At 70.0% G+C, this 14,167-nt stretch carries 11 protein-coding genes and 2 pseudogenes; 5 read left to right on the top strand and 8 right to left on the bottom strand.

All coding sequences use genetic code 11. From position 1 onward, the window contains the following. Nucleotides 1-126: 126 nt before the first annotated feature. From ACH4U8_RS14340 to ACH4U8_RS14330, 3 genes are all read right to left on the bottom strand, one after another. Nucleotides 127-810: a response regulator gene (locus ACH4U8_RS14340; protein WP_395778006.1), complete on the bottom strand. Its 684-nt coding sequence runs from the start codon at nucleotides 808-810 to the stop codon at nucleotides 127-129. Next, nucleotides 807-1,910 (bottom strand): sensor histidine kinase, encoded by a 1,104-nt coding sequence (locus ACH4U8_RS14335; RefSeq protein WP_395778207.1) that lies wholly within the window; start codon nucleotides 1,908-1,910, stop codon nucleotides 807-809. The genes ACH4U8_RS14340 and ACH4U8_RS14335 overlap by 4 nt, the downstream gene beginning before the upstream one ends. Before the next feature lie 107 nt (nucleotides 1,911-2,017). After that, nucleotides 2,018-2,557, bottom strand: coding sequence for a hypothetical protein (locus tag ACH4U8_RS14330; RefSeq protein ID WP_395778005.1), 540 nt, complete (start codon nucleotides 2,555-2,557; stop codon nucleotides 2,018-2,020). A 516-nt stretch (nucleotides 2,558-3,073) separates the two neighbouring features. On the opposite strand from ACH4U8_RS14330, the gene ACH4U8_RS14325 reads away from it, so the two are divergent. After that, the gene (locus ACH4U8_RS14325; protein ID WP_395778003.1) at nucleotides 3,074-3,454 is read left to right on the top strand and encodes a hypothetical protein; all 381 of its coding nucleotides are present in this window, start codon (nucleotides 3,074-3,076) and stop codon (nucleotides 3,452-3,454) included. Between the two features lie 38 nt (nucleotides 3,455-3,492). Here the strand turns inward: ACH4U8_RS14325 and ACH4U8_RS14320 are convergent, their stop codons facing one another. Together ACH4U8_RS14320 and ACH4U8_RS14315 are read right to left on the bottom strand one after the other, a co-directional pair. After that, the gene (locus ACH4U8_RS14320) at nucleotides 3,493-3,912 is read right to left on the bottom strand and encodes a hypothetical protein (protein ID WP_395778001.1); all 420 of its coding nucleotides are present in this window, start codon (nucleotides 3,910-3,912) and stop codon (nucleotides 3,493-3,495) included. Between the two features lie 41 nt (nucleotides 3,913-3,953). After that, nucleotides 3,954-4,760, bottom strand: coding sequence for a hypothetical protein (locus tag ACH4U8_RS14315; RefSeq protein ID WP_395777999.1), 807 nt, complete (start codon nucleotides 4,758-4,760; stop codon nucleotides 3,954-3,956). A 791-nt stretch (nucleotides 4,761-5,551) separates the two neighbouring features. On the opposite strand from ACH4U8_RS14315, the gene ACH4U8_RS14310 reads away from it, so the two are divergent. Continuing rightward, nucleotides 5,552-6,058 carry a hypothetical protein gene (locus tag ACH4U8_RS14310; RefSeq protein WP_395777997.1) on the top strand — a complete coding sequence of 169 codons (507 nt, stop codon included), beginning with the start codon at nucleotides 5,552-5,554 and terminating at the stop codon, nucleotides 6,056-6,058. Between the two features lie 97 nt (nucleotides 6,059-6,155). Here the strand turns inward: ACH4U8_RS14310 and ACH4U8_RS14305 are convergent. Continuing rightward, a pseudogene (locus tag ACH4U8_RS14305) lies at nucleotides 6,156-6,582 on the bottom strand (transposase); the annotation flags it as partial. Between the two features lie 376 nt (nucleotides 6,583-6,958). Then, nucleotides 6,959-8,567 (bottom strand): annotated as a pseudogene (locus ACH4U8_RS14300) (DUF6185 family protein). Nucleotides 8,568-9,505: 938 nt separating this feature from the next. Here ACH4U8_RS14300 and ACH4U8_RS14295 point away from each other — a divergent pair. The 3 genes from ACH4U8_RS14295 to ACH4U8_RS14285 all read left to right on the top strand — a co-directional run bounded on the left by ACH4U8_RS14295 (nucleotide 9,506) and on the right by ACH4U8_RS14285 (nucleotide 13,095). Further along, on the top strand, nucleotides 9,506-10,219 hold the full coding sequence (locus tag ACH4U8_RS14295; RefSeq protein WP_395777995.1) for a DUF4232 domain-containing protein: 714 nt from the start codon (nucleotides 9,506-9,508) through the stop codon (nucleotides 10,217-10,219). 977 nt (nucleotides 10,220-11,196) lie between these two features. After that, on the top strand, nucleotides 11,197-12,618 hold the full coding sequence (locus ACH4U8_RS14290) for a hypothetical protein (RefSeq protein ID WP_395777993.1): 1,422 nt from the start codon (nucleotides 11,197-11,199) through the stop codon (nucleotides 12,616-12,618). 336 nt (nucleotides 12,619-12,954) lie between these two features. Beyond that, a complete protein-coding gene (locus tag ACH4U8_RS14285) occupies nucleotides 12,955-13,095 on the top strand; it encodes a hypothetical protein (RefSeq protein ID WP_395777992.1) in 141 nt (46 codons plus the stop codon). A 166-nt stretch (nucleotides 13,096-13,261) separates the two neighbouring features. Here ACH4U8_RS14285 and ACH4U8_RS14280 read toward each other — a convergent pair whose 3' ends face one another. Further along, nucleotides 13,262-13,957, bottom strand: a complete 696-nt coding sequence (locus ACH4U8_RS14280; RefSeq protein ID WP_360310156.1) for an ester cyclase — start codon at nucleotides 13,955-13,957, stop codon at nucleotides 13,262-13,264. Nucleotides 13,958-14,167: the final 210 nt, after the last annotated feature.

Below are 14,167 nucleotides of genomic sequence, written 5' to 3'. Positions count from 1 at the left end.
CACCCGCACGGCGGTCCACCGCTTCCGCGCCGACCTCACGCGCTGACGAAACCCCGGGCCGGGCTGTTCGACCGTGGCGTCCCGGTCTTCACCGGCCATCGCGTGACGTCCGGGGCCTCGTCGGCGTCACAGGCCGGCCGCGATGGCTCGGCGTACCGCGTCGGCGCGGTCGCGGATGCCGGCCTTGGCGAAGAGGTTGTTGATGTGGGTTTTGACGGTGGCCTCGCTGATGAAGAGTTTCTCGGCGATGGCCCGGTTCGGCAGGCCCTGGCCGATGAGGGTGAGGACCTCGCGCTCGCGGGGTGTGATGTCTTCGGGAAGGCTTTGCTTCGGTGCCGTGGCCCGGGTGCGGACGGTGGCCAGCAGCCGGTCTTGGACCTCGCGGTCGAGGACGGACTGGCCCGCGGCGGCGGCCCGGATCGCGCGGACGATGTCCCGGCGTCCCGCGTTCTTGGTGAGGTAGCCGCGGGCACCCGCGCTCAGCGCGGCCAGGATCGAGTCGTCGTCGGCGAAGGTGGTCAGGACGACGACGGCCACTCCGGGGTGGTCCTCGGTCAACCGGCGGGTTGCCTCGATGCCGTCGGTGCGGGGCATGCGCAGGTCCATGAGCACCACGTCCACCGGTCCCGCGGCTGCGGCGGCGAGCACCTCGTCCCCGTCCGCGGCGGCTGCGACGACATCGATGTCCTCGGAGAGGGCGAGCACGGCCGCGAGCGGCTCGCGGACGGCGGCCTGGTCGTCGGCCACGACCACCCGCAGGCGCCGGGGCGTGTCGGTCGATCGCGGGTCGTGCCCTGTGGTGTCGCTCATCCCGGGATCACCGCCTCCACCTGCCAGCCACCTCGGTCCGGTCCCTCCGTGATCGGTCCCGTGGCGAGGGTTCCGCCCACCATGGCGATGCGCTCGCGCATTCCGATCAGTCCCATGCCGCTGCCTCCCCCGGCCGGCGCGCGGGTCGCGGGGCCATTGCGGATCCCCAGTGTCGTCGACGCCGCGGCGAACGTCACCCGCACCCGCACATCGCCCCCGGGCGCGTGCCGGGCGGCGTTGGTCAGCGCCTCCTGGGCAATCCGCAGCAGGTGCTGGGCCGTTCGGGCCGGTGGTTCGCGTACGGTGCCGGCGACGGTGAGCGCGTCCCGGTGACCCGACGACTCGATCATGGCGGTCAAACTCTCCAACAGCGGCAGCGCGTCCTCGCGCAGCGCGTGAACGGTCCATTGGGCCTGCTTCAGGCTCTCTTTCACCAGACTGTGCGCCCTGTCGTTGGCCTCGCGGACCCTGGCCAGGTCGCCCGTGTCGAGGAGGGCGTCCACCAGTTCGAGTTGCATGTTGATTCCGGCCAGCGAGTGCGCGAGGACGTCGTGCACGTCCCGGGCGATGCGGCTGCGCTCGGCCAGTGCGGCCGTGCGGGCCTCGGCGCGGGCGGCGCGCTCGGCGGATTCGGCGGATGCGAGCACGGCCTCCAGCGCCCGCTGCCGACTGCGGCTGACGATGCCCACCACCACCGGCAGGGCGATGGACAATCCGAGCCCCCAGGGCAACGCCTCGTGGCCCGGGCCCAGACGCAGGTACAGCACTCCACCGCAGAGCAGACCGGCCAGCGCAGCGAGCGGGACGGCCCGGGCGGGCGGGAGCCGGTAGCCGATGTGGCCGACGAGGAAGTATGCGAACAGGTAGCCGGTGCCGCTGCGGGCGGTGCCGATCAGGCAGGCCGCCGCGACGATGCCCAGCGACATCCATACGACGGCCACACGTGCGGGGACTTTGTCGTCGGGAATGTTTCGGCCCAGCAGGAACAGCGAGTTGACCGCGACGAGGACGACGACGGCCAGGCCGTGACCGCTGAAACCCATCGGGCGGATGGTCGCGATACCCACGGCGACGACGCCCAGGCTGACGGCCCACTGCACCCGGGGATCGCTCCGGACCATCGCTCGCGGGCCGGGCTCCCGCCCCGAGGACGGCCCGAAGACGGGGACGCTCTCGGGTACGGGCACGGCGCGACCATATCCCACGGTCAGGCCACCGGGTCGAGGGACGACACGGAGCGCGCCGCGTTCGCCGACGGCCCGGGGGTCGCCATCCGGCTCCGTACGAAGATCGTGGCCACCCGCGTGACGACCTCGGTGAGCGCCATCAGCACGAACGCCGCGACCCATGCCTGGCCGGTGGTGATGTGGTGGGCGAGGCTGAAGCGGGCGACGTCGTCGGCACCGCCGTGGTCGACCCATACCTGGAACCCCATCCGCGCGCCCATGCCCAGCACCCACAACACCGCGGAGACCGCGCCGGCCTTGATCAGCAGATGCCCGCCGGCAAAGCGGATCCGGGTGAAGATGCCGCCCGCCACGCCGAGCGCGGCGCCGATCGCCATCAACGCGCCGATCAACACCGTGTCGTTGCCCGCGGTGGGAATCGAGTGGAGGTACTTGAACGCCACGAAACCCACGATCCCCAGCGGGAGGAGGAAGGTCTTGCGGTCGAGTCGGTCCTCGCGCAACTGCCGGAAGACGACGAGGACGAGGAGGATGTCGGTGATCCAGTCTGTGGTGGTCATGTCGCCAGACTGCCGCCGGCGCCCTTCTCCGCGCCTGGACCCACGGGTGGAACAACGGGTGGAGACGCGGGTGGACCCCTACGACCACCCCCGACCCGACCGGGCCCGCCACCGGTCGGTCGTACCGATCCGGCACAGCGCTCGCGTCGCCGGTCGGGCCGGACCGGAAGGCATCCGGACGCACGGAGAGGCGAGGCTGTGTCAGGGCACGCCGGACCCGCACTCCGCGCCGCCGCATTCGACAGCTCCGACATCACGGGCCCGCAGCCACACCACCGACCGGAACATCCAGACCGCGCCGGCCCGTCGTCGGCCCCTGCGAGGGTCGGGTTCCGTGAGGTCGACGACGGTGTTGCCTCGGCGGGACCGGCGCGCCATGGTCGAATGACTGTCGGTATCCGAGGGGCTCCTCATGGGTGAGCACAAGAAGCCGGACGACACGCCGCAACCGACCCGGGGCCAGGACGGGCAGAACCCGGACGTGCACAAGCCCCGCGGCGGCAAGCCCAAGAAGCCGTGACCGCCCACGAGGACGCCATGCGCGAACTCGACGCGCAGGGCGCGTTCTCGCGGGCCCCGTGGGTACGCGAGGCGATGAGCGCAGTGCGGCGCGAGGCGTTCGTCCCCGCAGTGATCCGGCGCGACGACGGCGACGTCTACACCCGCGTGGACCGGCACACCGATCCCGCCGGATGGGCGGCGGTGGTGCACGGACGCGGGCCGGTGGTCACCCGGGTCGACGACGGCGCGAACGGCGCACACGGCGAGGTGGCGACCAGCTCGATCAGCGACCGCCTCGCCGTCGCGAGCTTCCTCACCGCACTGGACAACCGAACAACCACACCCCGACACCGACGGCCTCGGCCCCTGCCGGAAGCCGACCCCGAAGAGTCGTAAGCACCTGTGTCTGAGCCTCGGCCGAATGTTTGCCCAGGTCAGGATTCGAACGGGCGGGCTTGGGCTGCTCCGGCGGCGACATCAGCGGTTCCGCCGACGGCCTTCCGGTGGTGATGGCCCGGTTCTCCCGAAGCTACGGCGAAGTGACAAGTAGCAGGCGGGGCCGGGGACTTCGCCGGCTTGGAGGGCGGCGAAGTCGGCGGGGCCTTCTCGGCAGCCTCGGGGTACGCCTCGCGTTTGGCGTACTCGGCCAGTGCCCGGTGGATGCCGGCCACCGAGGGGTTGCGCCCCTTGCGCTTGCCGGTGGGGATGATCAGGTCGGGCCGGATCTGCTCGACGGACTCGCCGTTCGCGCGGCACCGCAGCACGGTGTGCGGCATGTCGTCGGTGACGACCGGCGGTCGGCCGCCGTGCCCGCCCTTGCGAGAGGCGGTGTCGAGCCCTTCCGGTGTGGACACGCCGATGTTCTCCCGCTCGGCACCCTGTGGGACATGGCAGCTCAGCCGGCGCGCGCGGTCCACCGCGGCGGCGTCCACAACCGGGCATCGGCGCCGCCGACCTGGATCAGCGTTCCGGTATGTCGATCCTGACGCGCCGGGCGGAACCCGTCGATCGCGAACACCCGCTGTCCGCCGGTGATGTCGACGCCCTGCAGACCGGCCTCGTCGGCGATCAGCAGATGCTCTCCGTCGGTGAAAAAGCCGAAATCGCCGACCGGCCAGGGGAACGTCGCGACCGCCTTGATCCACCGGACGCCCGGCGAGCGCAGTTCGATCGAGGTGGGGTCGAGGACGTGGACGGTACCGCTGCCGGCATCGCCCCGGTCGTACACCGCGATCCGCCCGTCGTCGATCCACACCACCGGCCGGTTCCACTCCGAGACCTCGGGATACACCGCACGGCTGGGCCCGTCCTCGGACTCGTACGGGTTCTCGCGCAGCCAGGCGGTCAGGCTCCACACCGCCGGCATCCCCCACGGCTGCCACACCCAACCACCGTCGTAGACACGAGTCCCGTCAGGACTAAGCGACAGCGCGCCGTGGAAGTAATCGAGGTCGTACTCCGCATCGTCCTCGCCCCCATCCCGGCTGTCCCGCGCCGTAAGCACCTCGCCGGACGCGAGATCGGTGACATCCAACCGGTTCCAGTCCGTGCGATGGACGACAACCGGCCGGCCACCGTGTTCGGCGAACGCCAACGCGAACGGGACGGTTTCACAGCAGTAACCCCCGCCGTCCAACTTCAACGCCGACGAACCGGTGGTGAGATCGACGACGGTGCCGTACCGACCGCGGTCTTGAACCACCGCCGCCCAACGGCCACATCGAGACACATGAAGCCGCAGTCGAACACCGCCACCGTATTCGCACGCCGCCCTCTCCTCCCGATACCGGGCCACCTCCCGCACCCCGCCGGTCGTCGGCGTCCACCGCGCCAGCCGTCCGTCCTCGGACAACACCAACCACGCCGGCCCCGCCTCACCGAGGGCCGCCGGCAACGCTGCCACATCCACGACCGGCCGCAGCGCATCGGGAACCGCCACGTCCACCGTAATCGTCGCCATATCGATCCCCTCGGTGCGCCCGCATGCCCCCGCGGCAACGTAAGCAGCAGGTGATACGGCACCGTATCGGCAAAGTCGGTAAGCGCCGCAATGCCGGTCCCAGCGGTGAGGTCGGCACGGATCCGGTCCATGTCGGGCTCATTCTCGCGCAGCTCCGCCTCGGTGTCGTCCAGCGAGAATTCCCCTCCGGTCGTCATGCCCGGACCAATCTCACTACCAGGTACCACTGTATGTACCTGTTTCTGGATGGCGATCATGGCAATGCCTGATGCAGTCGGCGACGCTGGAGGAATCAACGCTTCCCCAACCATCCGACGTGGCGAGGATTGTCTGGGTGAAGCGACGGCAGTTTCACTACCGAAAAGGCGCCTTGGCAAGTCGACGGTGGCGCGTATGTGTTGGTTCCGGTTGAGGTATCCGCTTGTACGAACTTACGGAACGAGAGCGGAAGTTCCCGTCGCGCGGGGAACCGCAGGTGGCAAGGTCCCCTAGCATCGCTTCATGATGAACATGGAATCGTCGGCACCGGCGCGGTGCAGCTGATGGGCTATCTACTTCTCGCACTCATCGCTGCCTTCACCTCCCTCATTCTTGCCGTCACCGGACTTTCCACTCTCATCCGTCATGCCGCCGGCAGACCCGGCAAGCGGAACGTACTCTTCGGTGCCGCCTCTCTCACAGGCGCCGTCGCAGCGGCGTTCTTCACCGTAGGCTTCCTGGCGGTCGGATTTGCGATCCTGGATTCCACCGACGGCGGCACGAACTCCAGCCCGCCCCAGGCCTGCATCCGCGCGGGCGGAGCGGACAAGTCGAGGCACGTCAACGGCATCGAAGGCAGCATCCTGCCATTCGGCTTCACGTGCACCGCCCCGGACGGAGGCGGCTTCCGCGCCGACGAAATCCCCAGGTATCCGACCCTCGGTGCGTACGGTCCCGGGCTCGCCGCAGTGACGATGTTCGTCCTCGCGGCCGCCCGCCGGGAGGCACCTGTCCCGGGTGGGCCCCGCCAGGGCACTCCGGTGGGCAGTTCGAGAACGTAGGGACGATCTGCGGCAACCATCGGCCCCATCGTGATCGTCCCGGTCGCGATCTTCATGTGGCATGAGGGGCGTCGGCGTAAGGGGAACGGTCCTTGATCGGGCCGGGCCGGGCCAACCTCCTCGTCATGAGGGTAATGGCGGCCCACGTGATCAAAGCCTCGCTGTGCCGAGGCAGCCTCTCGTAGTCCCCCGCGTGTCGGCGGGCGTGCATGATCCGACCCAGCGACCTTTCGATCACCCATCGGCGGGGCAACAGGACGAAACCGACCGCGTTCCTGGGCCGACTGACGGTCTTGATCGAACCTCAGGTGGGTCGTCGCCCACTCGATCAGGGCGCCGGCGTACGCGGAGTCCGCCCGGACGATGGTGATCTCGGGGTGCATCAACCCGAGCCTGAACAACACTTCCTCGGCGGCGTCGCGGTCGCTCAGGTCGGCCCTGGTATCCATGACCGGCAAGGGAAGCCCACGCGTGTCGACGACCAGGTGCCGCTTGCGGCCAATGAACCTTCTGGCGGCGTCGTAGAGGAACAGGGCGGCGTGCGGGGCGACGGTGGCGGTGATCAACCGGCGGATCTCAGGAAAGCCCGACAGGAAACCAAGCTCTCCGAGCGCGCAACTGCCCCGGGGCGCCGTGGTGTCGGCGCCGGCGGCGGCACGCGGGGACGCGGGTGCCGTGGTCGCGCGGGTCGAGGCCGGCTACTTCGAGGGCGTGGTCGGTCTCGACGGGACACCGGTGCAACGAGTTGGCGAGTCGGCTCACCGGCGAGTCCCGGGACACCTGCGGACGCCGGACTCCCGGCTCGGCGGCGGGCTTTCGACCGCAGGTGCCTCGGTGCTGGACTCCCTCCCGTCGAGGTCGGAACAGCCAGGTGCGCATCGTCGACTACTCGGCAGGGTCTCAGCCGCCGGCGCCGGGTGCGGCCGGGTCGGGCGCGCCCGTTCCGTCGAGTGGGTCGGGCTCCGGGGCTGCGGGCGAGCCGTGCCGTACCTGCTGCCAAATCGACAGGATGGCGGCGAGTTGGGCGATGAGGAAGGCGATCTGGATCGACGCCGTACGCAATTGGTAGAGCGAAAGCAGCAGTCCCGCTCGGGTGGGCCAATACCTGCGTTCGACGCGGAAGGTGTCGATGTCCATGGCTATGCCGGTGATGGTCAGGATCAGCAGCAATAGGGCGGTCGCGAGCGTGAGGTTTCCGACTGCCTGGTGGAAGGCCGTGTTGAGCATGCGGTCGAAAAGGACGGGGAGGGCGTAGACCGCGGACAGGCAGAGCGCGCGCATCGGTCCGCGCCGTCCGGGCAGGACCCGCCACAGGGCGCCGAGGACGAACCCCGCCCCGGCCCAGGTGACCTGCCAGGAGGCCAGGTCCGTGATCGAATCGAGCAGGGCGTGGCGATCGTATGTGAGGTTCGTTCGGAGATCGCCCTTGATTCTCTCGGCCCAGAACATCACGGCTGTGGCCGGGATGCCGGTCATGCCCGCGAAGAACGAGGCACGGCGGGCGTTGCCCCACCAGGTCGGGCGGGGCCCCAGGACAGCGCGATGTCGACCGGCGATACGGAGGCCGGGAGTGGGGAACGTCGGGGCCCGCCGGAGGTGGGGGGCGTGGGTGTGGGTGTGGGTGTGGGCCAGCGATGCAGGCGGTCCAGCTCGCGTTCGAGAACCAGTCGTCGACTGTCGTCCTGGCCCTGTTCGAGACGGCGCAGCCGGGCGTGCAGTTCGCGTTGCCGGCGTGCGGACTCGATCATGCGCCGTCGGTGGGTCTCGTCGACTACGGCGTGAAGGGGTGTGTGCGGGAGGATCTCTCGGGCGAGGATCGAGTGTCGTTCGCCGAACGCGAGCAGCGCGGACAGGCCCGCCCAGGTCAGGAGCAGGGACAGCAGCGGCAACGGCACACCCGCGTAGGAACCGATGATCGGGGCCACCGCCAGGAGGAACAGCACTCGTATGGCGAAGCGTTCCGACCCGCGAGGGGCCGTCGTGGACGCGCCGGGGCCTGCGTGCGCGAGCGCATCACCGCGAACAGCGCGAAGGTCGACCACCACCACAGGCTCGGGCGCACCTCGTCGGGCCAATCCGACGCGAGCCGGGTCAGATCGTCGAGGAGGGCACCTCGGTGGAGGGCGTTGTAGGCGTCGCCGGTTCCGCTCAACCAGGTGTCGCGTCGCCGGCGCTGTTCCGCGGCCCACACGCTCGCGGTGGGGATGACGAGGAAGGCGACGCCGAGCGTGCCGAGGATCGCGCCTTTGAAGGAGACCGTATTGCCCGCGCTCGGGCCGGTCGGTGTTCGCCACAGGCGCAGGGCGCTCGCGGTGAGACCGACCAGCCAGATGAAGACGACGCACGCGCACGCGATGCCCAGCGCGACGAGGCCGTGGGTGCCGACCCGGTGGGGCGGTTCGCCGGAGGCGCTCGGGCCCGTCGACAAGGACGGTGGCAGGCCGAAGGCCCCGGGCAGCAACGCGACGGCGGCGACCGTAACGAGCCGCCGGAGCGGGCCTGCCCACATCATGTCTCGATCCGTCGGGCGGCGCGGGCATCCGTTGTAGCGCGACGCGCATGATCGCCGTCGCGACATGGCACCTTCTTGACCGACTTCGGTGCAGGGATGTCGAGGGACACGGCAGACCGGGTCGTCGGCGATTTCCGTGAAACCGTCAATCCGCGAGGGGCATTCGTCGTCGTGGGAGTGCGAAGCTCGCGTGGCCAGAGGTCTGGCGTTCGAGCGTCTCGATCCACCGGGTGGAGCAATGAGGGCTCGGGGCGGAGTGAACGGGCAGGAGTCGCTCCAAGCCGTCGACGAACTCAACACCCGGTTGCGTGATCAGGCACACCGGTTCGCACCGTGTCGACCCGACGACCGCCGTCGCTCCGACCAGTACTCCCCCAGCGGCTCCACAACTCCACGCTTCCCGCAACGAATCGCTCCAGGGCCCGTGCAACGCCTGGACGTCGACGCCCATTTCGCCCCCCGAATCGCCACACCCGCACGACGTCGATCCACGGCACGCCGCCACACACCCCGCCCTCGCCCGGGACTCCCACCGTCGGTCACGGGTGAGAGCCCAACCCGGCCCGGGACGCCGACGACGAGAGGCCGTCGGGCCGACAGTCGTCCGGAACACGTGTGGTGGGGCGGCGTGTTACCCAGCCGTGGACGGGGCCGGTGGTCGGGTCGGCGGCCGGCGGGGCCGTTGTAACACCGTCCGCCTGGGCGGCCGGGATAGCTGTGACCAGGGCGAACGTGGTGTCATCGGGGTGTGGGGCGGGGCGGATCCGGGTGGTTGGCGTTGCTTCTCGTGACCATGTCACCGGTTGGCGACAGCGGTGTCGTGGTGCGACGACTCGGGTATCGCCCGGGCCGGCGACCCGGCCATAGTCGGTCGGGCAGGCACCGAGGAGCCGAGAGGGTTTCGGCTCCAACCACCGGACACCAAGGGGTCGTTCATGTTCCGCAACCGTCGCACCGCCCTCCTCCTCTCCGCCGCCGTCCTCGGCGGCGCGATGATGACCACGGCGTGCCAGGGCACGGACTCGAACTCCAACACCGGGGCCGCGCAGGGCTCCTCGCCCGTCGCCCCGCCGGCCGCCCCACCCGCCGCGTCGACCACCGGCGGCACCACGGGCGGCACCCCGGGAGGCAGCGGAGGCGGGACCGAACCCGCCGGGAAGGTCTCCCCCGGGAAGACCTCCGGCGGACAGGGCACGACCACCACAGGCGGCGGGGGCGGCGGCGACACCTCGATCGGCAAGTGCCGCACCGACGACCTCCGGGCCACCGCACAGGACGCCACCATCGGCGGCGACAACGAACTCACCGTCGCCGTCACCTTCAAGAACATCGGCCACAACTGCACCATGTCCGGCTTCGCCGGCGTCGACCTCCAGACCACCAAGGGACCCCTCTCCGCAAAGCGCATCGGCGCCCCCGCCGACCCCTTCACCCTCAAGAGCAACACCTCGGTGTCCTTCGGAGTCACCTACCCCAGCGGCGCCACCGGCGACCACGGCGTCAAGGTCACGGGCCTGCAGGTCACCCCGCCCGGCGAAACCAAGACCATCACCCTGACCTGGCCCGGCACCCCCACCGTCCCCGTCGTCGACGGCACCGGCTCCCCGATCAACGTCGGCCCCATCGGCAGCGCCGGCCAAGGCGGCTGACCCACACCACCCGGCACAGCCAGAGCCATGTGGACCTCGTCGACTGATCCCCACACGCAAACCGCGAACGGTCCCGCGAACCCGACAGGTTCGCGGGACCGACATCCGACGTTCGCCGACGCCCACGCAGACGCAGACGCAGACGAGCACGAACGCAGCCCCACCCGCGAAGCTCGGGCGGGTCAGCACGTATTCCGATGATCACCCACCGCCGGGGTGTACCCGGGGTCGACGGCATGACACACGAGCCCGGAGACCCCCGAGGACGATGACACCCGAGATGGCCGCCCGGACCCGTGTGTGGCGCGTCGACGAGGAGTACACCTTCCGCGCCGTCGCCCAACCGCGACCGACCTGTGGGGCTCCACACGGGGCAGCAACCAGATCTATGGCAGGGAACTCTGCATCACCGCAGCCGAATTGCTCGGAAGAGCTGACCATCGCCGCTCGACCTTCGGTGAGAACGCTCAACCTTCACTGCTGCGCGGCCCCACCACCGACTCGACGACCCAACGGAACACACAGCCCAAGGCGCGCGCCGACATTGAGCGGCCGCGTACGGTCGGGGTCCGGCATTGTCGCTCCGGGGTGCGTGCTGCTCAGTGGGCGGTGGTGGATAGCCTCGGCGCATACTTGATCGGATCGCCGGTCCGGGACCGGGGTGGGCTCGCCTGGCGCCGGGGTCCAGGGGGAGAACCGGCATGTCCGACACACGCGTTCCCGGTGACTCGCCACCACCCACATCCGGCGGCGTGGGGGGCGATCCCCGGCGCGACGGCGGTGAGTCGAGCGCGGCGAGCGCTCCCTCCGCAGGTGCGCCGAAAACCGCGACCGCAGGGGCGTCCGAGTCGGTGGAGGGGCATCGAACGGGTGAGTCCTCCGATCCGGAGCCGGATTCCGGCGGGTCCTGTGTCGCGTCGACGGCGGCCGACGATCGAGGCGAGGCCGAGAGCCCATCGCCCGGCGCCGGCACCGAGATGGCGGCCACCGAAGCGCCCGAATGCGAGCGGTCGGACCCGGAAGCCCGACCGGACGCCGCCGGCGCACCTCGCGCCAAGCGGCGCACCATGCTTGCGGTCGCGGCCGCGTCGATCGCCGTGGTCCTGGTCGTGGTCCTGCTGGTCGCCACCGGAGTGATCGGCGGCACCACGACTGCGGGCGGGCGACAGCAACGGGTGGCAGCCGATCGGACGGACCGCGCCGAGGCGGCCCCTCAGCGTCCCGAGATCCGCGAGGAGGAAGTGGAGGCGGTGGTCGCCGCGCGCTCGCGCGCCCTGGCGGAACACAACGTGGAGGCCTTCGTCGCGCCGATCGACCCGACGGCCACCGAGTTGATCGCGGCGCAGCGCCGCCTGTTCGCCAACCTGACGCTGTTCCCGTTCGCCGAGGCCCGGTACACGGTGTCGAACCAGCTCTCTCGGTGGGTCTCCGACTCCGGCCGCGCCGCCATCATGGTCGTGGTCTCTTTCGTGCATCGCGTCGAGGGAGTCGATCCTGCGGCGATCGCCGAGAACTACCGATGGACCTTCGACCGTACCTCCGACGGCGGCCCCATGTGGATGACCGCGGTATCCACCGCTCCCTACGGCGGGGTGACGTACCCGATGCCGTGGGATCAGACCGCCCTGGTGGTCGAAAGGCGCCCGCATGTGGTCCTCGTCGCGGCCGTCGCGAACAAGGCCGAGCTGGTGACCTGGGCCGACAAGGCGGAGGCCGCGGCCCGGCGCGATCTCGATGCGTGGCGCGGCCCGCGACTGCCGGTCGATCGCTTCGTCGTCTACATAACACCCGATCGACGTACCTTCGACGAGATCGCGACGACCAAGGGGCGCGGCCCCGCGGCGGGCGTGTGCGTGGGCCTGGCCCCCCTCACCTCGACCGAGGGCAAACAGACCCGACAGGCAGGATGTCGCGTCGTCGTGGACGGCGCGGGGAAGGGGTTCGCCACCTCCGACGACGCGATATTCAAGTCGATCGTCGAACACGAACTGGGTCACGCGATGGTCGCCGGATTCGCCCCCGCGTGGACCGAGCACGTGAGTTGGGTCGCGGAGGGATTCGCCGAGTCGCTGCCGTGGTCCGACCCCCGGATGGCGAACATGTACAACCCGACCGCACGCGCGCACGTCAAGGACGGCGGATTCACCGGCAGGCTCCCCACCGACGGCGAGATCCACAGCGCCGACCCCGCGACGTCGTCGATCAACTACCACCTGTCGATGCAGGCGATCCGCTTCCTGGCCGAAGAGTTCGGTACGGGCAAGGCCCACACGTTCGTCGCCGAGGTCTATCGCGACGCGAGTCGCCTCGACGCCGCGCTCACCGCCGCAACGGGCTTGGACCGAGCCGCGTTCGAACGCAAATGGGCCCGGTACGTGCAGGACCACCCGGGCAGCTGACGCGAACGAGGCGTGGCGTACATCTCCGCGTCGAAGGCCGCACGCCGCACGCCGATTCTCGGGCAGCGCGGCACGGATTCCCGCCGGTGTGTTCGGCGACTCGACGCGCACGACGGGTGGTCGGCGTGGGGAACGAGACGACCGGAGACCCGCGGCGGGGCCCCGGGGAGGTCGGGCCCTCGGGGTCCGCGCCGGTTCCGGGACCGGGCGTGGTTCAGCCGGTGGGTTCCGGCGGGTAGGTGCTGGAGACGGTGACGTCGTTGAGGTCGAAGGCGAGGCCGTCGTTCGCGTCGACCGAGTCGCCGTTCATGCGGCGCGGGCTGATCCGGTGGCTCTGTGTACTCGGGCGGTTCGGCGGCGCTGGTCAGCGCCGGCACCTGCGCGATGTTCCCCGTGCTCTCGTCGAGTATCGGCAGTTGCAGCACGTACACGGTGTCGGTGGGGGCTGTGGTGTCGTGGTTGTTCGCGGTGCAGTAGGAGTTGACCGCCATCAGCATGGTGTGCGGGTCGGTCCAGCCGCTCTGGCCGGTCGGTAAGGCCACTCGGTTCCAGCAGGCGAGATAGTCCTGCGCGCCGCTGCCGTCGTCGTCCCGGACCCGGCCGCCGACGGGCTCCGAAGCGACCGTGGCCGGAGGAGCCGGCGCTACGGCGTGATCGCGCCGACCTGGCGAAGCATCGCGAGGTTGTCCCAGTTCCACCAGCCTTCCACGATCTTGCCGTCACGGAAATGGAAGTTCGTGATGCCGGTGAACGAGACGTTCTCGTTCGTCGGCGCTATGCCACCGAACTCGCCGATGTGCCTGCCCACCCAGCTCCACCGGACCGCGACTTCGTCGCCGTCCGCCAGCGCGCTGTCCACGGTGAACTCGAAGTCGAAGGCCGCCCGGTAGCCCTCGATCTCCCGGCGGATGCCGTCGACGCCGCGGGTGTCCTCGTCGTTGGCGACGTCGTGATCGTGATAGTCGGCCGCGAAGAGCTCGTCGAGTCGACCCAGGTCTCCCTTGGCGATGACCTCCTCGAAGAGGCGCAGCGCGCTCTGCTTGTTGAGCTGTTCGTCACGCAACACGTCGAGGTCGGTGAACGTCGGCGGTTCGTCGCACAGCGCGACCATCTCCTCGAAAATCCGGTTGGTCTCGGGGAGTGACGAGTTGCGTTGCGCTTCCTCGTACGACGGGAACTCGACCATTTCGACGATGTGCGTCGCGTCGGACCTGTCCCGACCCACGATCGCGTGAGTGGCGGTCCGCTTGCCCTTCGTCTGCTCGACCCATGTGTCCATGAGCCGGTTCATGTCGTCGACCCTGCCGGTCTTGCATTCGATGAGTTGAACGAACGTCACGGCGTGCCTCCAGAAACTCTCGGGCTGCCGCCAATACCACCTTATGCCTCGTTCCCGGGGAGGTGGTGAGTTGCTTCGGGAGGGGTCGGACGGCTGCGGGTATCGGGCCTCCCCCGACCCCGGCGCCCAGCCACCGACTCCCGCGTCCGCAACGCGCCGGGCCCGGATCCTGATCCGATCGGGCCACCGCGCACCCGGGCGATACACCGA

Source organism: Embleya sp. NPDC020886 (assembly GCF_044333915.1).
Classification (GTDB): domain Bacteria; phylum Actinomycetota; class Actinomycetes; order Streptomycetales; family Streptomycetaceae; genus Embleya.
Note: the sequence above shows the minus strand (reverse complement) of the source record. Positions and strands in the feature narration are given on the sequence as shown.